This window comes from Sphaerotilus sp. FB-3, from assembly GCF_023706025.1.
Classification (GTDB): domain Bacteria; phylum Pseudomonadota; class Gammaproteobacteria; order Burkholderiales; family Burkholderiaceae_C; genus Sphaerotilus; species Sphaerotilus sulfidivorans.
In genome coordinates, this window is sequence record NZ_BQWE01000018.1 from 99,068 (window position 1) to 121,309 (window position 22,242).

The following is a 22,242-nucleotide window of genomic DNA, read 5'->3' on the forward strand; positions in this document are numbered from 1 at the left end:
GTGCCGGCCTGGTCGGGCCTGGCCTCATCGGATGCTCACCGGCGGGCGCGGGTTTGCACCGACAATCCCGGGCGGCCGCTCCGGTCGCCTTCTTTTTTCACCTTATCGCTGTTCTCCGATGCGCATCGCCCTCGTCACGCCCATGCTGCCCGTCCCGCACGACCAGACGCGGGGCCGCTACATCCACGAGACCGCCCGCTCGCTCGGTCGGCTGGCCACCGTCAAGACCTTCCTGCAGACGATGCAGTACCCGAAGGTGCCGGGCCTGCGCCCGCGCAGCTTCATCTACGGCTCGGTCGGCCCCGACTACCAGCTCGACGGCTGCGATGTCGAGACCTTCGACTACATGGGGCTGCCGGTGATCAGCCGCGGCTGGAACGGCCACATCGCCAGCTGGTCGCTCACGCCGCGGGTGCGCCGCTTCAAGCCCGATCTGGTGCTGGCCTACTGGGTCTATCCGGACGGCTTCGCCGCGCTGCGCACCGCGCGTGCGCTGGGTGTGCCCTGCGTGGTGGGCGCACTGGGCTCGGACATCCATGTGCGCTCGGGCGTCAACGAGAAGATGACGCGGCGCACCATCGACGGTGTCGACGCGCTGCTGACGGTGAGCGAGGCAATGCGCCAGTACGCGATCCGCGAGTTCGGCGCGCCCGCCGACCGGGTCCACACCATCATCAACGGCTTCAACACCGCGGTGTTCAAGCCGCTCGACCAGGCCGCGCTGCGCGCGAAGTGGGGCGTGAAGCCGGACGAGAGGATGATCGTGTACGTCGGCCGCTTCGTCGAGGCCAAGGGCATGCGCGAGCTGATCACCGCCTTCCAGACGCTGGCCAAGGACGATCCGAGGGTCACGCTGGCGCTGGTGGGCGACGGCGTGATGAAGACCGAGCTGATGGAGCTGGTGCGCTCGACCGGCCTGACCGAGCGGGTGCATCTGCCCGGCGGCCAGGCACCGGAGCAGGTCGCCGAATGGATCAACGCCGCCGACGTGCTGACGCTGCCGAGCTGGTCGGAGGGCTATCCGAACGTGGTCGTCGAGGGCGTGGCCTGCGGCCGCCCGGTGGTGGCCACCGATGTCGGCGGCACCCGCGAGATCCTGCACGAGCGCAACGGCATCCTGATCCCGCCGCGCGACGCCGGCGTGCTGACGAAGGCGCTGCGCGACGCGCTCGACCGCGACTGGGACCACGCCGGCATCGCCGCGGCGATGAGCCGCACCTGGGACGACGTGGCGGTCGAGACGCTGAAGGTCTGCGAGCAGGTGGTCGCCGGCCGCACCGGCCGGCGCGCGGCCTGAGCCGGCCGGCCGACCGGCTGTTCGGCCGGTCGCTCGCGTGCTCGCTCAGTCCAGCGGCTGCGTCTGCGGCGTGGCCTTGAAGGCGTGGCGGGCATAGCCCAGCGCCTCGGCGCGCGCCAGCGCGGCGTCGAGCTCGGAGGGCGGCAGCTGCGGCGTGCGCGACAGCACCCAGCCGAACTGGCGCTTCGGCTCGCCCACCAGCACCCAGCGCTGGTCCGGCCCGAAGGCCAGGATCCAGTAGTCGCCGTAGAAGGGCCGGAAGAAGCTCACCCGCAGCTTGGCATTGCCGCTGCCCGGCACCACCTTGGCGATGCCGGTGATGTCCTCGACCGCGCCGTCGGCGGTGCGGCAGCGGTTGCGCACCTCGATGTCGTCGCCGACCGGGCGATAGCGCGCCTGGGTGTCGGCGACGCACTGCTTCTGGAAGCGGTTCGGCAGCGAGGCGACCTCGTACCAGGCGCCGGCGTAGCGCGCCAGGTCGACCGTGGGCACGGTCGGCAGCGGTGCCGTCGGCGCCGAGGCGCAGCCGGCCAGCAGCGCCGCGCCCGCCGCCAGCACCATCGTCAGGTGGCGCGCCGCCTTCATGCCATGCCCTGATGACGCAGCAGCGCGTCGATCTTCGGCTCGCGGCCGCGGAAGGCCTTGAAGTTGTCGATCGCGTCGCGCGCGCCGCCCGCCTCCAGGATCTCGCGGCGGTAGCGCCGGCCGGTCTCGGGGTTGAGCACGCCTTCCTCCTCGAAGGCGCTCCAGGCGTCGGCGCTGAGCAGCTCGGCCCACTTGTAGCTGTAGTAGCCCGCCGCGTAGCCGCCGGCGAAGATGTGCGAGAAGGTGTGCTGGAAGCGGTTGAAGGCCGGCGGCTTCATCACCGCCACCTCGTCGCGCACCGCGTCGACGATCTGCTGGATGCGTGCGTCGCTGCCCGGCTCGGCATGCAGGCGCATGTCGAGCAGCGCGAACTCCACCTGCCGCAGCGTCATCAGGCCGCTCTGGAAGTTCTTCGCGGCGATCATCTTGTCGAACAGTGCGCGCGGCAGCGGCTCGCCGGTGTCCACATGGGCGGTCATGTGCTTCAGCACCTCCCATTCCCAGCAGAAGTTCTCCATGAACTGGCTCGGCAGCTCGACCGCGTCCCACTCGACGCCCGAGATGCCCGACACGCCCAGGTCGGACACCTGCGTCAGCATGTGGTGCAGGCCGTGGCCGAACTCGTGGAACAGGGTCTGCACCTCGTCATGCGTCAGCAGCGCGGGTTTGCCGCCCACCGGCGCCGAGAAGTTGCACACCAGATGCGCCACCGGCGTCTGCAGCGCGCCGGTGTCCGGGCGCAGCCAGCGGCCCTTCACATCGTCCATCCAGGCGCCGGGGCGCTTGCCCGGGCGCGCGTAGGGGTCGAGGTAGAACTGGCCGATCAGTTCGCCGCCGCGCTCGATGCGGTAGAAGCGCACCGACTCGTGCCAGACCGGCGCGCTGTCCGGGCGGATCGCCACCTCGAACAGCGTCTCGATGATGCGGAACAGCCCGGCGAGCACCTTCGGCTCGGTGAAGTACTGCTTCACCTCCTGGTCGCTGAAGGCGTAGCGCGCCTCCTTGAGCTTCTCGCTGGCGAAGGAGACGTCCCAGGACTGCAGCTCGCTCAGGCCCAGCTCCTTGGCGGCGAACTCGCGCAGCTCGGCCAGGTCCTTCTCGGCGTAGGGGCGGGCGCGGGCGGCGAGGTCGCGCAGGAAGTCGGTGACCTGCTTCGGGCTCGCGGCCATCTTGGCCACCAGCGAGACGTCGGCGTAGCTCGGGTAGCCCAGCAGCGCGGCCTCCTCCTGCTTCAGGCGCAGGATCTCGGCCATCACCGGGGTGTTGTCGCGCTCGGGCGGCCCGGCCTCGCAGGCGCGGGTGACGTAGGCGGTGTAGAGCCGCTCGCGAAGCGCACGGTTCTCGGCGTACTGCATCACCGGCAGGTAGACCGGCATGTGCAGCGTGAGCCTGTGGCCGTCCTGGCCGGCGGCCTCGGCCGCGGCGCGGGTGGCGGCCTGGACGTCCTCGGGCACGCCGGCCAGCTCGTCGCTCGTGGCCAGATACGAGAAGCTGTCGGTGGCGTCGAGCACATGCTCGGAGAAGGCCTGGCTCAGCTCGGCCAGCCGCTCCTGGATCTGCGCGAAGCGCACCTTGTCCTCGCCCTGCAGCTCGGCGCCGGACAGCACGAAGTCGCGCAGCCAGTGCGACAGCGCCTGCTGGCGCGGCGCGCTCAGCGTGGCCGCGGCGGGGCTGGCGGCGATGGCCTTGTACTTGGCATAGAGCCGCTCGTCGGCGCCCTGGCGGGTGTAGAACTCGGTGATGCGCGGCAGGTTCTCGTTGAAGGCGGCGCGCAGCTCCGGCGTGTCGGCCACGCCCTTGAGGTGGCCGACCGCGCCCCAGGCGCAGCCCAGGCGTTCGGTGGCGACGGTCAGCGTGCGCGACAGCGTGTCGTAGTCGGCCGGGGTGTCGGCGACGACCGCGGTCTCGAGCGCGGCATTCGCGTCGGCCAGCAGCGCATCGAGCGCCGGGCTCACATGCTCCGGGCGGATGGCGTCGAACAGCGGCAGTGGGGAGGAGGTCAGCAGCGGATTGGCGGCGGTGTCGGTCATCGGCATGGGCAGCAGGGCTGGAAGGCGAATGGGGACGGACAGGCGACGCGCCGGACGGCACGAAGCCCCGGCCAGCGTAACCGACCGGGGCTTCAGGTGGGGACGGGCAGGGCATCCGCAAGGGTGCCCTGCCGTGACAGGATGTCAGGCCGACTGCTGCACCAGCGCCTGCAGGGTCGCGACGGCGTCGGCCGGCATCGGCTCGAAGCCGGTGAAGCGCAGGTCCTCCAGGACACGCTGCCCGGCCGGGTCGTTGCACATCGCGCAGAGCAGGTCGCGGATCTCGTCGGCGCGCTCCGCCAGCTCCGGTCCGACGCAGAAGCAGTGCGAGGCCTGCCGGCTGCGTGTCTGCGCGGCGACGGCCAGTCCGGCGCGCGTCGAGCCGCTCAGCCCCTGCCAGGTCTCGTTGAAGACGAAGCCCGCATCGCAGCGGCCGTCGAGCACCGCCTGCGCCGCCTTCTGATGCGTGCCGACGCTGACGAACTCGCAGTCGCCCATCCGGATGCCCAGCCCGTCGAGCAGCGTCAGGCCGAGAAAGTGCACGATCAGCTTGTCGGTGGCGGTGGCCACCTTCAGCGCCCGCCCGGGCTCCAGCGTCATGCCCTCGCGTGTCACGAGCAGGGTTTCGTCGAACACGCCGACCGGGCGCGCGACGGGAATGAATCCGCGCTGCTGCACATACTGCAGCGCACTGAACGGGTTGGCGTAGACCAGCTGATAGCCGCCGGCCAGCACCTGCTCGCGCTCGGCATGGAAGTTGTCGCTCGGCTCGAAGCGCATCGACAGGCCGAGGCGCTTCTGCAGATAGGTGTTGATCAGGAACCAGGCGGCAATGTTCTTCGCCGTGTCGTGAGGACAGACGGAGAGCCGATAGCGGGGGGATGGGCTGCTCATCGAGACGGGGGAGGGAATGAATCGGTGCCAAATAGTACCGGTGTGCCCCCGCCCGTGTCGCGGCTGCGTCCTAACAGGATTCGTGCGTTGTGCACGGCTTCAGTGCACAGATGGGTCAGGCGGCGGCCGCCGCGACGCGCTCGGCCGCCTCCATCGTGTTGACCAGCAGCATCGTGATCGTCATCGGGCCGACGCCGCCCGGCACCGGGGTGATGAAGCCGGCGATCTCCTTGCAGCCGTCGAAGTCGACGTCGCCGCAGAGCTTGCCCTCGTCGTTGCGGTTCATGCCGACGTCGATGACGACCGCACCCGGCTTGACCATGTCGGCCGTCAGCACGTTGCGCTTGCCCACCGCGGCGACGATCACGTCGGCCTGGCGGGTCATCGCGGCCAGGTCGGCGGTGCCGCTGTGGGTGATGGTGACGGTCGCGTTGGCCGCCAGCAGCATCATCGCCATCGGCTTGCCGACGATGTTGGAGCGGCCGATGACGACGGCGTGCTTGCCGCGCAGGTCGGCCATGCCGATGCTTTCGAGCATCTTCATGCAGCCGTAGGGCGTGCAGGCCTTGAAGCCGACCTCGCCGACCATCAGCGCGCCGGCCGAGGCGACGTGGAAGCCGTCGACATCCTTCAGCGGCGAGATCGCCTCGATCACCTTGTGGTCGTCGATGTGCTTCGGCAGCGGCAGCTGCACCAGGATGCCGTGGATCGCCGGGTCGTTGTTCAGCGCGTCGATGCGCGCGAGCAGCTCGGCCTCCGACAGCGTGGCCTCGTACTTCTCCAGCACCGAGTGGAAGCCGACGTCCTCGCAGGCCTTGACCTTGTTGCGCACATAGACCGCGCTGGCCGGGTTGTCGCCGACCAGGACGACGGCCAGACCGGGCTTGAGGCCGCGTGCGGTCAGGGCTGCGGCGCGTTGCGCCACCTCGGCGCGGAGTTGCTTGGACAGGGCGTTGCCGTCGATGAGCTGGGCGGTCACGGGGATCTCCTGGAGGGAAAAGAGCTGAGGAAGCTGGGGGACGAGGACAATGAAAAAGGCCGCTGACGCTTCAGCGGCCTCGGGAGCGGGGAGGGCGGGCTCAGGCCTTGGCGGCTTGACCGGCGCCCAGCGCGATCTTCAGCAGATCGGCGACGGTGTTGGCGTTGAGCTTTTCCATGATGTTGGCGCGGTGCGCCTCCACCGTCTTGATGCTGATGCCCAGATCGTCGGCGATCTGCTTGTTCAGGCGGCCGGCGACGATGCGCTCGAGCACCTGGGCCTCGCGGGTGGTCAGGCGCGACAGCAGCGCCTCGCGGCTGGCCTGTTCCTGGTGGGTCGAGAAGGCGGCGCGGGCACGCTCGAGCATGCGCTCGACCAGCGCGACCAGCTCGTCTTCCTTGAAGGGCTTCTCGATGAAGTCCTCGGCGCCCTTCTTCATCGTGGTGACCGCCATCGGCACATCGCCGTGGCCGGTGATGAAGACGATCGGCAGCGGGCTCTTGCGCTCGAGCAGGCGGTCCTGCAGCTCCAGGCCGCTCATGCCGTCCATGCGGATGTCGGCGACCAGGCAGGCGACCTCGCGCGGGTCGAAGCGCGACAGGAAGGCCTCGGCCGAGTCGAAGCACTTGACCCGGTAGTCCTTGCCCTCGAGCAGCCACTGCAGCGAATCGCGAACCGCCTCGTCGTCGTCGACGACGTACACCGTACCTTTCTTCGGGATCAGGCTCATGTCTTCAGTGGACCTCAGGTGTCTTTGACGTGCTGTCGCCCGCAGCGGCGACGGGCAACATGAAGGAGAAACGGCATCCGCAGATGCTGTCCCCATTGTAGAGGTTCTCGGCTTTCATCCGGCCCTGGTGCGACTCGATGATCGAGCGGCACAGCGACAGCCCGATGCCCATGCCGTCGGACTTGGTCGAGAAGAAGGCCTCGTAGAGGCGGCCGATGACTTCCTCGCGGATGCCGGGGCCGGCGTCGGTGACGCTGAACTCGATCACGCCACCGAGCTCGGCGGTGTGGCGCGGCACGACGCGCAGCTCGATGGTGCGCCGCTTCGGCGGCATCTGCGCGTTGTCGATCGCCTCGGCGGCGTTCTTCAGCAGGTTCAGCAGCACCTGCTCGATCAGGATCGGGTCGACCTGCAGCACCGGCAGGCGCTGCGCGACATAGCGCTGGATCGCGACGTTGCGCCGCTTCAGTTCGATGGTGGCCAGCTCCAGCGCGTCCTCGACGATCTCGGCGGCGCGCGCGGGCTGGCGCTGCGGCTCGCTGCGCTTCACGAACTGGCGGATGCGGTGAATGATCTGGCCGGCGCGCTGCGCCTGCTTCGAGGTCTTTTCCAGCGCCATCGCCAGATCCTCCTCGCGCAGGTTGCCGGCGCGCAGCCGCGAGAGCATGCCGTTGCAGTAGTTGGTGATCGCCGCCAGCGGCTGGTTGAGCTCGTGCGCGACCGAGGACGCCATCTCGCCCATCGTCACCAGCCGGCTGGTCTCCTGGGCGCGCTCGATCTGGCGGGCGGTCTCCTCCTCCATCTGCCGGCGCGCGGTCACGTCGGTGGCGATCAGCATCTGCGCCAGGCGGCCGTCGGTCCACTGCAGATAGCGCGCGCGCACGTCAAACCATTTCTGCATCGCCTCGACATGGACCTCGCGGGCCTCGGCGCCGGCCTCGTCCAGCTCGGCGGTGGGCACGCCGGCCATCGCATCGACCGCGTCGTCCTGCTCGTCGCCCCCGCTGGCCGGGCGTCCGGCCAGCTGCGCATGCCAGCGCGCCTCGCCGCCGAACCACAGCCGGTAGGTGCGGTTGGCGAACAGCAGCTCGCCGGTCTGCGCCGACATCACCGACACCGCCGCGTCCAGCCCCTCCAGCACGGTGGTGAAGCGCTCGTGCGAGGCGGTGAGCTGGTCGCGGATGCGCTTGGCCTCGGTGATGTTGGTCATCGAGGTCATCCAGCCGGTCTGCTGGCCACGCGAGTCGATCAGCGGCGAGACATACATGCGCGCGTCGAAGCGGGTGCCGTCCCGGCGCTGCACCTTGACCTCGATGCCGCCGGCCGGGCTGCGGCCGGCCAGCTCCTGCTGCAGCAGGCGGTGGTTCTCCTCCATGCGCTCGGGCGGCCAGTGCGGGTAGGGCGGCATGCGGCCGATCAGGTCGGCTTCGGAGAAGCCGGTCATCGCGCAGAAGGCCGGGTTGACATAGGTGATGCGGCCGTCGAGATCCATCGCCCGCATGCCGGTCAGCATCGAGTTCTCCATCGCGCGGCGGAAGTTGGTCTCCTGCACCAGCGCGCCCTGGATCTGCAGCCGCCGGCGCATGTGGCGCCAGGTGCCCATCAGCATCCACAGCGTCAGCGCCGACAGCGCCAGCACCATCCAGAACAGCGTGTTGCCGATCAGGCCGGCCGAGGTGCGAAAGCCCTCGCCGCGCAGCGTCACCCCGTGGTGGACCGGCGCGAACGGCACGCTCCAGGTGAGCAGGGTGTCCTTGTGCCGGCCGCGTTCGAGCGCGGCGGCGCCGGCGGTGCTGGCCATGACCTGATCGTCGCCGTCCAGCATCGAGATCACATGGCGCTGCGAGACCTCCGGCGGCACGAAGTGGCGCAGCAGCGCCTCGACCGAGTATTCGGCCACCAGCGTGCCGGCGAAGTTGCCGTGGTCGATCAGCGGCACCTGCACCTGGAAGACCAGCAGCCGGTTGGCATGACGGAAGGGCGGCGAGTAGACCGGCAGCCGCAGCTCGCGGCTGTCGCGGAAGGTTTCCAGGGTGACGCGCTGGCGCAGCTCGGCCGAGACCGGATCGCCGGGGTCGCCGCCGGGCATGCCCAGGCGCGGCATCGCCGCCACCAGATCCGGCGAGACATGGCGCGCGATCACCTGGCGCTGCACGCCCAGCCAGGTCAGGCTGACGATCTCAGGCCGCTCGCGCTCGATGCGCTCGGCCTGCGCCAGCAGCTCGTCGCGGTCGACCGCACGGGTCACCACCTCGCGTGCCATGCGCACCAGCTGCTCCTGGTTCTCGATCAGGCGCAGGCGGATCTGCTGCTGCACCAGCTCGGCATCGCGCTTGACCGACTCCAGCTCGCGCTCGATCTCCTCGTTCCGCAGGTACCAGAAGGCCGTGATGATCGCCGCCAGGAACAGCATCACCGACAGCAGCGGCGCCAGCGTGGCGAGCCGGTCCTGGCGCGAGGGCGACAGCCGGCGCCAGCGGGCCGCCAGCCGGCGCAGCAGGCGCAGGCCCGGACGCGTGCTCGGGGCCACGGGCGGAGCGGATTCGGGAGGGCGAGAACTCATGGCGACATTATGGTTTCAGTTAATTTCACAATGTGAATGTGTAAAGCATCATTTGAAATTGTGCGCCCGATGTGCGAGACTCCGTCCCCATGCCCCGAGGAGGGGTGCGCCTGCCCGGAGCCCGACGCCAGCGAGCGCGGCCGCGACGGGTCTTTTCCGACGATGCAGCACGAGGAGACACCATGTCTGCACTGCCCCAGAATCCCCAGGATCCGGATACCCAGGAAACCCGCGAGTGGCTGGACGCGCTGAGCGCGGTCATCCAGGCCGAAGGCGGCGAACGCGCCCACCAGCTCCTCGACGAGCTGCTCGGCCATGCGCGCCAGAGCGGTCTGGACATGCCGTTCTCGGCCAACACCGCCTACGTCAACACCATCCCGGTCGACCAGGAAGCCCGCTGCCCGGGCAACATCGAGATCGAGGAGCGCCTGCGCGCCTACATGCGCTGGAACGCGATGGCGATGGTCGTCAAGGCCAACCGCCACAACCCGGAAGACGGCGGCGACCTCGGCGGCCACATCGGCTCGTTCGCGTCGCTGGCGCACATGTTCGGCGCCGGCTTCAACCACTTCTGGCACGCCGAGAGCGAGAACCACGGCGGCGACTGCATCTACTTCCAGGGCCATGTGTCGCCCGGCGTCTACGCGCGCGCCTATCTGGAAGGCCGTCTGACCGAGGAGCAGCTGCTGCACTTCCGCCAGGAAGTCGAAGGCAAGGGCCTCTCGAGCTACCCGCACCCGAAGCTGATGCCCGGCTTCTGGCAGTTCCCGACCGTCTCGATGGGCCTGGGCCCCCTGATGGCGATCTACCAGGCCCGCTTCCTGAAGTACCTGCACGCCCGCGGCATCGCCGACACCAGCAACCGCAAGGTCTGGGTGTTCTGCGGCGACGGCGAGATGGACGAGCCGGAATCGCTGGGCGCGATCGGCCTGGCCGCGCGCGAAGGCCTGGACAACCTGATCTTCGTCATCAACTGCAACCTGCAGCGCCTGGACGGCCCGGTGCGCGGCAACGGCAAGATCGTCCAGGAGCTCGAGGGCGAGTTCCGCGGCGCCGGCTGGAACGTCATCAAGCTGCTGTGGGGCAGCGAGTGGGACAAGCTGCTGGCCAAGGACAAGGACGGTGCACTGCGCAAGCTGATGATGGACACGGTCGACGGCGACTACCAGTCCTTCAAGGCCAACGACGGCGCCTATGTGCGCAAGCACTTCTTCGGCAAGGACCCGCGCACGCTCGAGATGGTCGCCCACATGAGCGACGACGAGATCTGGGCCCTGAAGCGCGGCGGCCATGACCCGCAGAAGGTCTACGCGGCCTATGACCGCGCGGTCAAGCACAAGGGCCAGCCGACGCTGCTGCTGATCAAGACCGTCAAGGGCTTCGGCATGGGCAAGGTCGGCGAAGGCAAGAACACCGTCCACCAGACCAAGAAGCTGACGGACGACGACATCCGCGCCTTCCGCGACCGCTTCAACATCCCGGTGCCCGACAGCGAGCTGCCGAAGATCCCGTTCTACAAGCCGGCCGACGACACGCCGGAAATGCGCTACCTGCACGAGCGCCGCAAGGCGCTGGGCGGCTACCTGCCGCACCGCCGCACCAAGGCCGACGAGCAGTTCGTCATCCCGCCGCTGGAGACCTTCAAGGCGGTGCTCGAGCCCACCGCGGAAGGCCGCGAGATCTCGACCACCCAGGCCTATGTGCGCTTCCTGACCCAGCTGCTGCGCGACAAGGACGTCGGTCCGCGCGTCGTGCCCATCCTGGTCGACGAGGCCCGCACCTTCGGCATGGAAGGCCTGTTCCGCCAGGTCGGCATCTACAACCCGCTGGGTCAGCAGTACACGCCGGTCGACAAGGACCAGGTCATGTACTACCGCGAGGACAAGGCCGGCCAGATCCTGCAGGAAGGCATCAACGAGGCCGGCGGCATGTCGAGCTGGATCGCAGCCGCCACCTCCTACAGCACGTCGAACCGGATCATGATCCCGTTCTACGTCTACTACTCGATGTTCGGCTTCCAGCGCATCGGCGACCTGGCCTGGGCGGCGGGCGACATGCAGGCGCGCGGCTTCCTGCTGGGCGGCACGTCCGGCCGGACCACGCTGAACGGCGAAGGCCTGCAGCACGAGGACGGCCACAGCCACATCCTGGCCGGCACCATCCCGAACTGCGTCAGCTACGACCCGACCTTCGCGCATGAAGTGGGCGTGATCCTGCACCACGGCCTCAAGCGCATGGTCGAGAACCAGGAGAACGTGTTCTTCTACCTGACGCTGCTCAACGAGAACTACGCGATGCCGGGCCTGAGCCAGGGCACCGAAGAGCAGATCCTCAAGGGCATGTACCTGCTGCAGGAAGGCGGCGCGGGCGTGCCGCGCGTCAACCTGCTGGGCTCGGGCACGATCCTGCGCGAGTCGATCGCCGCCAAGGCGCTGCTGGAGCAGGACTGGGGCGTCTCGGCCAACATCTGGAGCTGCCCGAGCTTCAACGAGCTGGCCCGCGACGGCCAGGACTGCGAGCGCTGGAACCTGCTGCATCCGCTGGAAGCCGCCCGCGTGCCGTTCGTCGCCCAGCAGCTCGAGGGCCACGCCGGCCCGGTGGTCGCCTCGACCGACTACATGAAGAGCTACGCCGAGCAGATCCGCCCCTTCGTCCCGAAGGGCCGCAGCTACAAGGTGCTGGGCACCGACGGCTTCGGCCGCTCGGACTTCCGCTCCAAGCTGCGCGAGCACTTCGAGGTCAACCGCCACTACATCGTCGTCGCCGCGCTGCGTGCGCTGGCCGACGAGGGCACGCTGCCGCTGGCCAAGGTGGCCGAGGCGATTGCCCGCTACGGCATCAAGGCCGACAAGATCAACCCGCTGTACGCCTGATCGGCACGGAACACGGAGACAGACACCATGGCACTGATCGAAGTGAAGGTTCCCGACATCGGGGACTTCAAGGAAGTGACGATCATCGAGGTCCTCGTCAAGGCGGGTGACACCATCAAGGCCGAGCAGAGCCTGATCACCGTCGAGTCCGACAAGGCCTCGATGGAGATTCCCAGCTCGCACGCCGGCGTGATCAAGGAAATGAAGGTCGCGCTGGGCGACAAGGTCAGCGAAGGCTCGCTGGTGCTGATGCTGGAGGTGGCCGGTGCGGCCGCCGCCGCGCCGGCTCCGGCCGCTGCCGCGCCGGCCCTGGCGCCGGTGGCTGCACCGGCTCCGGCCCCGGTGGCCGCGGCCCCGGTCGCTGCTGCTGTTGCTGCCGCCGGCCCGGTCGAGGTGTTCGTGCCCGACATCGGCGACTTCGACGCGGTCGCGGTCATCGAGCTGCTGGTCAAGGTCGGCGACACCGTGAAGGCCGAGCAGAGCCTGATCACCGTCGAGTCCGACAAGGCCTCGATGGAGATCCCGTCCAGCCATGCCGGCGTGATCAAAGAGCTGAAGGTCAAGCTGGGCGACAAGGTCAGCAAGGGCTCGCTGGTGGCGGTGCTGGAAGGCGCGGCCGGTGCCGTGGCCGCTCCGGCGCCTGCCGCGGCTGCACCGGCTGCCGCTCCGGTGGCGGCGCCCGCTGCTGCACCGGCCCCGGCCCCGGCCGCTGCGGCTCCGGTGGTCGCCGCTCCGGCGGCAGCGGTGCCGGCGCATGACCCGACCGCTCCGGCGCTGAACCTGCCGCACGCGTCGCCGTCGATGCGCAAGTTCGCCCGCGAGCTGGGCGTGCCGCTGGCCGAGGTCAAGGGAACCGGTCCGAAGGGCCGCATCACCGAGGCCGACATCCAGGGCTTCGTGAAGGGCGTGATGTCCGGCGCGGTGCAGACGGCGGCCCAGAAGGCTGCAGCGCCCGCACCGGCTCCGGCCGCAGCGGCTGGCGGTGCCTTCCCCGGCCTGCTCGCCTGGCCCAAGGTGGACTTCGCCAAGTTCGGCCCGGTCGAGCGCAAGGATCTGTCGCGCATCAAGAAGATCTCGGGTGCCAACCTGCACCGCAACTGGGTCGTCATCCCGCACGTCACCAACCACGACGACGCGGACATCACCGAGCTGGAAGCCTTCCGCGTTCAGACGAACAAGGAAAACGAGAAGTCCGGCGTCAAGGTCACGATGCTGGCCTTCATGATCAAGGCGGCGGTCGCGGCACTGAAGAAGTTCCCCGAGTTCAACTCGTCGCTGGACGGCGACCAGCTGGTGCTGAAGAACTACTTCCACATCGGCTTCGCGGCGGACACGCCCAACGGCCTGGTGGTCCCGGTCATCAAGGACTGCGACAAGAAGGGCATCTTCCAGATCAGCCAGGAAATGGGCGAGCTGGCCAAGAAGGCCCGCGACGGCAAGCTGGGTCCGGCCGACATGAGCGGCGCCTGCTTCACGATCTCGTCGCTGGGCGGCATCGGTGGCCGGTATTTCACGCCGATCATCAACGCGCCGGAAGTCGCGATCATGGGCGTCTGCAAGAGCCAGATCGAGCCGAAGTGGGACGGCAAGCAGTTCCAGCCGCGCCTGATGCTGCCGCTGTCGCTGTCGTGGGACCACCGCGTCATCGACGGCGCGGCCGCCGCCCGCTTCAACGTCTACTTCGCATCGCTGCTGGCGGACTTCCGCCGCATCGTGCTGTGATCGGGGAGAACACGACATGGCACTGATCGAAGTGAAGGTCCCGGACATCGGCGACTTCAAGGACGTGGCGATCATCGAGCTGCTGGTCAAGGCCGGCGACACGGTGAAGATGGAACAGAGCCTGATCACGGTCGAATCCGACAAGGCCTCGATGGAGATTCCGTCGAGCCACGCCGGCGTGGTCAAGGAGCTGAAGGTCGCGCTGGGCGACAAGATGAACCAGGGCAACGTGATCCTGGTGCTGGAGAGTGCCGAGGCGGCTGCGGCCGCTCCGGCGCCGGCTCCCGCACCGGCGGCCGCCGCCCCGGTCGCGGCACCGGCTCCGGTGGCCGCACCGGCCGGTCCGGCCGGCAGCTACAGCGGCCCGGCCGACGTCGAGTGCGACGTGCTGGTGCTGGGCGCGGGTCCCGGCGGCTACTCGGCCGCCTTCCGCGCCGCCGATCTCGGCCTGAAGACGGTCATCGTCGAGCGCTACGCGACGCTCGGCGGCGTCTGCCTGAACGTCGGCTGCATCCCGTCGAAGGCGCTGCTGCATGTCGCGGCGGTGATGGACGAGGTCTCGCACCTGGGCGACCTGGGCGTCGAGTTCGGCGCGCCGAGCCTGAACATCGACAAGCTGCGCGGCCACAAGGACAAGGTCATCGGCAAGCTGACCGGCGGCCTGGCGGCGATGGCCAAGATGCGCAAGGTCACGACCGTGCGCGGCGTCGGCCAGTTCCTGGACCCGTACCATGTGCAGGTCGAGGAAACCGGCGGCACCGGCACCGAGCGCACCGGCACCACCAAGGTGGTGAAGTTCAAGTCGGTCATCATCGCGGCCGGTTCGCAGGCGGTGCGCCTGCCGTTCTTCCCCAATGACGAGCGCATCGTCGACTCGACCGGTGCGCTGGCGCTGAAGTCGGTGCCGAAGAAGATGCTCATCGTCGGCGGCGGCATCATCGGCCTGGAAATGGGCACCGTCTACAGCACGCTGGGCGCCCGCCTGGATGTGGTCGAGATGATGGACGGCCTGATGCAGGGCGCCGACCGCGACCTGGTCAAGGTCTGGCAGAAGATGAACGCCAAGCGCTTCGACAACATCATGTTGAAGACGAAGACGGTCGGCGCCGAAGCGACCCCCGAAGGCATCAAGGTGCAGTTCGAGGGCCTGGACGGCACGAAGTCGGAAGGCGTCTACGACCTGGTGCTGCAGGCGGTGGGCCGCACGCCCAACGGCAAGAAGATCGCCGCCGACAAGGCCGGCGTGGCGGTGACCGATCGCGGCTTCATCAACGTCGACATCCAGATGCGCACCAACGTGCCGCACATCTTCGCCATCGGCGACATCGTCGGCCAGCCGATGCTGGCGCACAAGGCGGTGCATGAGGCGCACGTCGCGGCGGAAGTCATCGCCGGCACGCTGCTGGGCGACGACAAGCTGGCGAAGTCGGCCTTCAACGCCCGCGTCATCCCGTCGGTGGCCTACACCGATCCGGAAGTGGCGTGGGTGGGTCTGACCGAGGACCAGGCCAAGGCGCAGGGCATCAAGGTCAAGAAGGGCCTGTTCCCGTGGACCGCGTCGGGCCGGGCGATCGCCAACGGCCGCGACGAGGGCTTCACGAAGCTGCTGTTCGACGATTCCCCCGAGGCCCACGGCCACGGCAAGATCCTCGGCGGCGGCATCGTCGGCACGCACGCCGGCGACATGATCGGCGAGATCGCGCTGGCCATCGAGATGGGCGCCGACGCGGTGGACATCGGCAAGACGATCCACCCGCACCCGACGCTGGGTGAGTCGATCGGGATGGCCGCCGAGGTCGCGCACGGCTCCTGCACCGACCTGCCGCCGAGCAAGAAGTAACCTTCCCGTCATACCCGCGAAAGCGGGTACCCACGCAGCACATCAACGCCTGCGAAGAAAAGCCCGATCAGCGTCAGCCGGTCGGGCTTTTTTCATGGGCGCTCGCTTGCCTTTAGCCATTCCTCTACGCCAGTCACCCCCAGACTGAGCAGCATGTCTTGCACTGCGACAACCCGTTTCAACATGGCGCCTTGATCTTCTTCTTCACTTTCTTCCGCTTCGCTGAAAAGTCTTTGTAGGAGCTGCGGCAGCTGGTTGTCGTGGCCGTGTAGGTAAGGTTTGGTTCGCTGAACATATGATAGATAAATTTCTGTGATTTCGAGTGCTTGGTTTGGATTGTGCTGCGCTACTTTGTTCAGCCATGCATTAAATCCGAAAAGACGATGATGCTGATTTTTTATATCTATTTCGAAGGCTGCGAGGCAATCCTGAATAATAGTGGTTGGAATGGTGACATTCGAGTCACTGTGGAATAAATTTTCAATTTTCTGTGCTACAGCTAATGCATGGCGATTACCGGTACTCAGGCCAGCTTCCAAGCCGCTGATGCATTGCTGCCGATGAGTTTTGATATTTTCAGGGTGTGTCCATACGGCGGCGGCTCCACGCCATGCATCAACTGCATCTAGCGCCTGCAATTGTTTCAGTAAATCTTGGAGTTTTAACTTCCCATCCAAAGAAGCGAGCGACGATATTCGGCCCCATGTTGCTAGGCCTTGGTCTGGCCTAGTTGAATAAAGGCGATCAAGCCAAGGCTTGATAATGTCAAATCGATTGTAATACGTATAATAAAAGCAAGGTTCTGCAAATTTCCATAATCCCTGTGGATCATGCATCACCAAATCAAATAAGCGCCAGCCGATGTCTGGTGAGTGGCTTTGTAAATAAGGCAGACGTCGCAAAATCAATGCTCTGATGGCAGGGTGCTCATCGCATGCAAATTGGTAAAGCAGCGGCAATGTGAGTTCGGGTAATTTGAAACCATGTTCTTTGCTGCATCCAAGAACGATCATCAATGTTTCGACAGCACGACCGCGCATCATGTTGATACCAACTGTCAGAAGATCAACCGAGTCGCCTTTGATGGGATCTTGCTCGCGCAGATTTATAAAGCCTGCGGTCAAAAAAACGAGTCTCTCGGCTTGCTGTGTATCTGCAATCACATGTGCGCAGGCTTGTAGGGCATTTGAGGCGGTACGGTTGTGATGCCAGTGATGCGGATGGCGTTCCAACTCGTCAAGAATTCTGGAAGAAAGTAGCTGAGCATCTGGGGTTTCAATTGGATTCCATTGACCATTGGTTTGCAGGTTGCCATATTTATAAGACAGATATGTCGATGCGCCATCAATAATGTTTTCACAAAAGTCGCTTGGTATGTTTGACCAATGATTTTCCATGAAATTAATAAATCGGTTAGGTGCTCTTGATGCAGCTTCTTTGAGTTGCCATCCAACTTCCCTCTGTCCGCCAATCAAGAAATCAAATCTATGCGGCGAGTCGGGTGTCGAGTAGTGTGCTAGAAGATTGAGGATTGCTTGATTTGTCGAGTTAATAAAAATATCAAAGGAAAATGGAGCAACAACTGTTCCCCCTCTAGACAGTATTTCCGGTTGATGAATGAATGGATGAATGTGTGATCTCTGGGGGTCAAGAAAATCCTGCGAAACCTTTGACCGCAAATGACATGGAATGGCCGAGATAAGCCTGGATTTTTTCAAAATTAGCCATGATCTATTCTGGGTATCGATTTCATCGCTGTGCATAGACAATATTGAATTTGTTATTTTATCTTGAATGCTCGCATCAAGAAATACGAAGGAATTTTTGATGAGGGTGCCAATCTCATAAGTGAATTCGCGTTCAATATTTTTGCTGTACAATATTATGCTGCCAATCAAATCGAGATTTTTGATTGGGCTTGCTGAACATGCGGAGATCGCAAAATATCGCAGAAGACCTTCGTGGCTGAATGATAAACGGGCGCGATTTTCCTGCCACCATGCGGAGTTCGCTGTTGCATGGCTGATGACTGCCGCTTCAACGGCATTGAAAAGCATGTGCTCGGCACCGACATGCCTGATGTCATGTTGACTGTGCATGTCGTTATAAGAAGAATGGCTTAAAAAGCCTAATCTACCTGCTGCCCATTCGCCTTGTTGGTTAATCTTGGTGGTGCTCCACTTTTCTATCGATTCAATCGCCAAGTTCAATAAATCAATCGAATACTGCATCCGGTGAGAAAGAAAATTTTGATTATCTTCTCTGAACTCGTGAGGTTGGCAGTGCAATTTATTGTTGAAGTTGTATGCCAGAACATCGTCGTCAGTAATTGATCCAGCGATGAACTTCCACAGCATCTGATCGTTGCATCCTCCCGCAATAAGGCAACGTGCAATGGCGTTACCCAGGAAGTCATGCTCTTGTCGGGGTTGATCGACCAGTACTTCGATCAGCGGAGCAAGGAGGGTGGCATGACTGCACTCAATCTGAGATATATGCAGTGCAATTTGATGACCGATTTGGTCAATATTAATCCATTGAAGAGTGCAAAGATCGAGCCAAAAATTCAATACGCCAGTAGGATCTTCATTTTTCCATTGAGCTACTCGGTGAGCGTGTCTGATAAGGGCGTCAGTATCTGTGGCGGCTTTCAGCATCGGAACGAGATTTCTCATCCAGAAGTGATGCCACTCAAGTGAGGTGGCTTCAATGTAGATGGTCTGAAATATTTCTGGATGATTTTCACGAAGATGCCTGACCAAGGGCCAATCCTCATCTTGAGGATTCTGTTCGGCAAAAGATTTTGCAATCAATCGTCGAATATGAAAGGCGGCATTGCTGGTGAGTGCTGCTCTGAGTTGACGTCGATATTTTCGGCGATCATCCAATGCCAATTGAGCAACAAAGCTGCGGATGCTAGGACGCACAAAAGGAACGGGCGGCAAGCTCTGAATAAATTCCTGCAATGTCTTGCCTTGTCGGAGTGCATCACTGGTAACCAGAACATCCAGCAAGGTTTGATGCCCGAAGGTGAACCTTCCTTCTTTGGTTTGTTGGAGAACGTTGTGGCTAAGTAGTGCCTGCCGCATCTCATCGGACACCGCCAGCCGCTGAGGCGATACCGATAGGCTGCGTAACCTCAGCATTTCTGCGGCAATCGCTTCAATAGCCTGCATGGCTATGTTGCCAAGTTGGGTATTGGCTAGAACAATAGTGTCCAGGTATTTTTGGGCTAGGGCTTGGTTGGTCACAACATTGAAGCTGCCGCTTTGGCTGGCAAGCTCAACATACAAAGCCAACTCACGCGGATTTTTAATCAGTTGGCGTGTGACGTCATCCATGCCCGCCGTTTCAATGCCATGTCTAACAAGCAAGGGGTAAATGTCGTTAATCCAGTCTAATGGCTGGCATTTGAATTCGTGGCTCCACTTCCGCTCGGCAATTCGTCGATCATAATGACGGTCGAAATCTCGGCAGGCAGTGATAATCGTGACGTTGGCTAGCTTTAGCAGGCGATCCATTTGTGCCAGAAAGTAGTCCAGCACCCTGTGCTCGCGGGCGATGGAGAGCACATCAAGCGAGTCAATGACCACCACCACATGAGTGGCTTCTGCCAAGCGTGCTGTACGCTCTACCCAGTCTTGTGGAAGCCCTTGTGCTTGGCGGTCTTGCACCGTATCAAGATCTGCAAATTCTCGGGATTGAATAAATATTGAAATTCGATCTGAATTGAATTTTGCTTGCTGTTCAAGTGCTTCTTGTAGGGCCAGCATCACACAGGTTTTCCCAGAGCCAGGATGGCCTGTGAGCAGAATGGACGAAGGCTTTGCGTCAATGGTGCTTAGTATTTCAGAAACCAGTGGAATTGAAATAAATTCGCCGGCAATGTCTCTGCGCCATGCTCTGCCAATCGATGAGGTTCCTTCAAATGAGGAACGAACATCCTTTAAATCCATCGGCAATGCCAGCATTGACCCGGCAGCATAAATTATAGATTTAAGATCGGATTTCGTTAGTCGGTGTTGAATGGCTGCGTTTTGACCATTGGAGTTGTCTGCTCGCATGCCGAGAAAATCTAGGCGTGTCCAAAGAGCGTCGAATGCGGCATCTGGGTTGCTTGCCATACGCCGTAGGCGTTCTCGTAGCAATCTTTCCATGCTATCCAGATCGTCACTGACTCGAAACGTGGTGCGGCGTAAAAAATCGTAGGTCGAAATTGTTGGCAATTGCTTGGCAAGTTGATCCTTAAGCTGTGAGTTTGTTGTGCCAGTTTCTTTGCCAAGGTTTGCTTGATAGCTAGATTCGTCCGCATAATTGGTGCTGAATTCACGCAAAGATGCCAATTCCCCAAATGGGCTGCGGGAATAAAAGCATACAGATGTTTGTGGATTGCTTGTTAGCAGTTTGGCGGCTTTCTGGAGTTCATCGGCCAAATCGGCAACTGACCATGCTGTGTGTAATTTTTGATTCTTTTTGCACTGGCAGCAAATCATAGACCCATCGGATTTGCCAATGACTACGTCATCTACCGACAGTGTTGCCACATCGACCTCAATCCATTCATAGGCGGGATCGTCCAGAACGGTAAGCGCCCAGTCGAAGGCTATCAACGTCTGATAGCCATCACCCCGATTAGATTGAATGCCCGCTTTGCTCATGTGATTCCCCTTCGTTCAGCTTTGTCAGTGATTGATATGTCGCTTTAATCGCCAAGTTTATTGATTGTTGTAACAATCAAGCTTGGCTTGGCTTGGCTTGGCTTGGCTTGGCTTGGCTTGGCTTGGCTTGGCTTGGCTTGGCTTGGCTTGGCTTGGCTTGGCTTGGTTTGGTTTGGTTTGGTTTGGTTTGGTTTGGTTTGCCGGTGATCGACCGCGGTTTCATCAATGCTGAGATCCAGATGTACACCAACGTACTGCACATCTTCGCCATCGGCGACATCGTCGGCCAGTCGATGCCGGCGCACAAGGTGCATGAGGCGCATGTTGCGGCGGAATTCATCGCACACCTTGCCGGGCGACGACAAGTTGGCGAAGTCGGCGCTTAAGCGCCCGTGTCACCCCGTTAGGGCGGGTGACCACGACAGGCTCCCTGCACCTACAAAGAAAAGCCTGATCAGCGTCAGCCGGTCGGGCTTTTTTGCGACAGGATGTTAGTGATTCGATGGACCAAGTTGGTGCATTTATCCTGCGCTGCACCTGATCCGTGCATTTTCAGGCCATGCAAATGCCGATGGGGCCGCCACCGCGATGTCCGAGGGTGGGTGGGCCGGCGCTGTTCATGCCGCTTTCACACAGCCGGGCGAACACTGGTGTCACAATCCGCCCGCCTTCGAGAGGGCGCACAGCGCGGCGCCGCTCGTGTCCAGCGGCCCGGGTGCCGCAACACCGACCATGAACATGCCTTCCACCGCTCTGCTGAATATTGCTCCGCAAAACAGTTCGTCGCTGACCCTGTCGGGTATCAATGGATATTCGATCCATGGCGATCGCGTGATTATCAGCGCCTCCGAGATTTCCAATCATCGCCATGCCGACAATCTCAGCGGCAGCCTGTCGCTGGAATTGTGGGCGCTGGATCGACCCTATTTCGGCGGTGATTTCGACGGGGTGGCGCTGGCGGGCGTGCAGATCGGCCGCGTGCAGGGCCAGCACCTGCTGGTGAACAATCACCATGACCTGCCGTTCACCGCGCCGGGCGCCGGCACCTGGACCCTGACGCTGATGCTGCGGGAATGGGAAGGCCAGGGCTTCGTGACGCGCGACCAGGTGCAGTTCGCGCAGCCCTATGTGGTCGAGCGCAAGGCCGCGGCCGCCGTGCAGGCGCAGGCGGACAACGTGATCACGGTGAACTTCGCCGCCGCGGAGCCGCCGGTCGACCGGCGTCTCTCGCTCAACGAGGCCAGCCGTGCCGAGATCGCCGCGATCAAGGGCGTCTCGAAGAAGCTGGCCGAGGCCATCGTCGCGGCGCGCCCGTTCGCCTCGACGGCGGACCTGCTGGCGGTCAAGGGCATGGGCCCGAAGCTGCTGGAGAAGATCCGCACGCTGGTGCGGCTGTGAGCGGCGGGGGCGGTCTGCGCCGTCTGCCGTCAGGGTGAGCGGCATTGTGCCGCCGCGCATTGCTCGTCCAGAATGGGCGATGACCGCGACCGACACACGGTCGCCCGCATCCGCACCGACGAGGAGGAACCCTTGATGACGATGATGTCCGATCGCTTGCGCCGCCCTGCGGCCGTGTCCGCGCTGTCCGTGTTCGTGCTGGCCTTGGCGGGCTGCGCGGGCTCGATGCCGACGCTGCCTTCGCTCGGCCTTGGCGCGTCCGCCGGCGCCTTCACGCTGTCCAGCCCCGACATTCCGGCCGGCAGCGTCATCGCCAGCAGGTTCGTGCTCAACGGTTTCGGCTGCAAGGGCGAGAACGTCCCCCCACGTCAGAATAGTTGCCGCGTCGATAGAACCCGAAGAGGGGGCGAAGACGAGGAGAAGACGTGGCGCGATACGGCAAGGAATACAAGGACCGGGTGGTGGCAAGACTGCTGCCGCCGGAGAGTGCACCGGTGGAGCGGGTGTCCGCGGAGGTGGGCGTGAGCGCCGCGACGCTGGAGCGGTGGCGGGCCCAGGCGCTGGAATCGGCGAGCGGTGGCGGCGAGCCCGCGCGCCGGGTGTGGACGGCGGCAGCCAGGCTGCAGGCGGTGATTGCGACAGCCTCGCTGGACGAGACGGCGAAGTCGGCGTG

Annotated in this window: 15 protein-coding genes; 7 read left to right on the forward strand and 8 right to left on the reverse strand. The window is 63.9% G+C overall.

Features of this window, described 5'->3' with window-relative positions; translation table 11 throughout:
* Positions 1–142 precede the first annotated feature (142 nt).
* On the forward strand, positions 143–1,297 hold the full coding sequence (locus tag NFT33_RS11105; protein ID WP_251675316.1) for a glycosyltransferase: 1,155 nt from the start codon (positions 143–145) through the stop codon (positions 1,295–1,297).
* Between the two features lie 45 nt (positions 1,298–1,342).
* Here NFT33_RS11105 and NFT33_RS11110 read toward each other — a convergent pair whose 3' ends face one another.
* From NFT33_RS11110 to NFT33_RS11135, 6 genes are all read right to left on the reverse strand, one after another.
* On the reverse strand, positions 1,343–1,882 hold the full coding sequence (locus tag NFT33_RS11110; protein WP_251675318.1) for a lipocalin family protein: 540 nt from the start codon (positions 1,880–1,882) through the stop codon (positions 1,343–1,345).
* Positions 1,879–3,918, reverse strand: coding sequence for a M3 family metallopeptidase (locus NFT33_RS11115; RefSeq protein WP_251675321.1), 2,040 nt, complete (start codon positions 3,916–3,918; stop codon positions 1,879–1,881). Before NFT33_RS11115 ends, NFT33_RS11110 begins: the two co-directional genes overlap by 4 nt.
* A gap of 138 nt (positions 3,919–4,056) precedes the next feature.
* Entirely contained in the window at positions 4,057–4,806 is a 750-nt protein-coding gene (locus tag NFT33_RS11120) for a PhnD/SsuA/transferrin family substrate-binding protein (RefSeq protein WP_251675323.1), read from the reverse strand.
* A 115-nt stretch (positions 4,807–4,921) separates the two neighbouring features.
* Positions 4,922–5,785 carry a bifunctional methylenetetrahydrofolate dehydrogenase/methenyltetrahydrofolate cyclohydrolase FolD gene (gene folD / locus NFT33_RS11125; protein WP_149504072.1) on the reverse strand — a complete coding sequence of 288 codons (864 nt, stop codon included), beginning with the start codon at positions 5,783–5,785 and terminating at the stop codon, positions 4,922–4,924.
* Between the two features lie 100 nt (positions 5,786–5,885).
* The gene (locus NFT33_RS11130; protein ID WP_037478421.1) at positions 5,886–6,515 is read right to left on the reverse strand and encodes a response regulator transcription factor; all 630 of its coding nucleotides are present in this window, start codon (positions 6,513–6,515) and stop codon (positions 5,886–5,888) included.
* A gap of 4 nt (positions 6,516–6,519) precedes the next feature.
* The gene (locus NFT33_RS11135) at positions 6,520–9,078 is read right to left on the reverse strand and encodes a PAS domain S-box protein (protein WP_376744151.1); all 2,559 of its coding nucleotides are present in this window, start codon (positions 9,076–9,078) and stop codon (positions 6,520–6,522) included.
* Between the two features lie 182 nt (positions 9,079–9,260).
* On the opposite strand from NFT33_RS11135, the gene aceE reads away from it, so the two are divergent.
* From aceE to lpdA, 3 genes are read left to right on the forward strand one after another with little or no spacing between them, the layout of a single operon-like run.
* Positions 9,261–11,951: a pyruvate dehydrogenase (acetyl-transferring), homodimeric type gene (aceE, locus tag NFT33_RS11140; protein ID WP_251675326.1), complete on the forward strand. Its 2,691-nt coding sequence runs from the start codon at positions 9,261–9,263 to the stop codon at positions 11,949–11,951.
* Positions 11,952–11,978: 27 nt separating this feature from the next.
* Positions 11,979–13,673, forward strand: a complete 1,695-nt coding sequence (aceF, locus tag NFT33_RS11145; RefSeq protein ID WP_251675329.1) for a dihydrolipoyllysine-residue acetyltransferase — start codon at positions 11,979–11,981, stop codon at positions 13,671–13,673.
* Positions 13,674–13,689: 16 nt separating this feature from the next.
* On the forward strand, positions 13,690–15,513 hold the full coding sequence (lpdA, locus tag NFT33_RS11150; RefSeq protein WP_251675331.1) for a dihydrolipoyl dehydrogenase: 1,824 nt from the start codon (positions 13,690–13,692) through the stop codon (positions 15,511–15,513).
* 92 nt (positions 15,514–15,605) lie between these two features.
* Here the strand turns inward: lpdA and NFT33_RS11155 are convergent, their stop codons facing one another.
* Positions 15,606–20,171 (reverse strand): NACHT domain-containing protein, encoded by a 4,566-nt coding sequence (locus NFT33_RS11155; RefSeq protein ID WP_251675334.1) that lies wholly within the window; start codon positions 20,169–20,171, stop codon positions 15,606–15,608.
* Between the two features lie 92 nt (positions 20,172–20,263).
* Here NFT33_RS11155 and NFT33_RS11160 point away from each other — a divergent pair, with 92 nt between their 5' ends.
* Positions 20,264–20,557 (forward strand): hypothetical protein, encoded by a 294-nt coding sequence (locus NFT33_RS11160; RefSeq protein WP_251675342.1) that lies wholly within the window; start codon positions 20,264–20,266, stop codon positions 20,555–20,557.
* Positions 20,558–20,870: 313 nt separating this feature from the next.
* Positions 20,871–21,569 (forward strand): ComEA family DNA-binding protein, encoded by a 699-nt coding sequence (locus tag NFT33_RS11165; protein WP_251675336.1) that lies wholly within the window; start codon positions 20,871–20,873, stop codon positions 21,567–21,569.
* Positions 21,570–21,598: 29 nt separating this feature from the next.
* Here NFT33_RS11165 and NFT33_RS11170 read toward each other — a convergent pair whose 3' ends face one another.
* A complete protein-coding gene (locus tag NFT33_RS11170) occupies positions 21,599–21,901 on the reverse strand; it encodes a hypothetical protein (RefSeq protein ID WP_251675338.1) in 303 nt (100 codons plus the stop codon).
* Positions 21,902–21,994: 93 nt separating this feature from the next.
* Here NFT33_RS11170 and NFT33_RS11175 point away from each other — a divergent pair.
* On the forward strand, positions 21,995–22,242 hold a 248-nt coding region (locus NFT33_RS11175; protein WP_251675214.1), incomplete at its 3' end, for a transposase.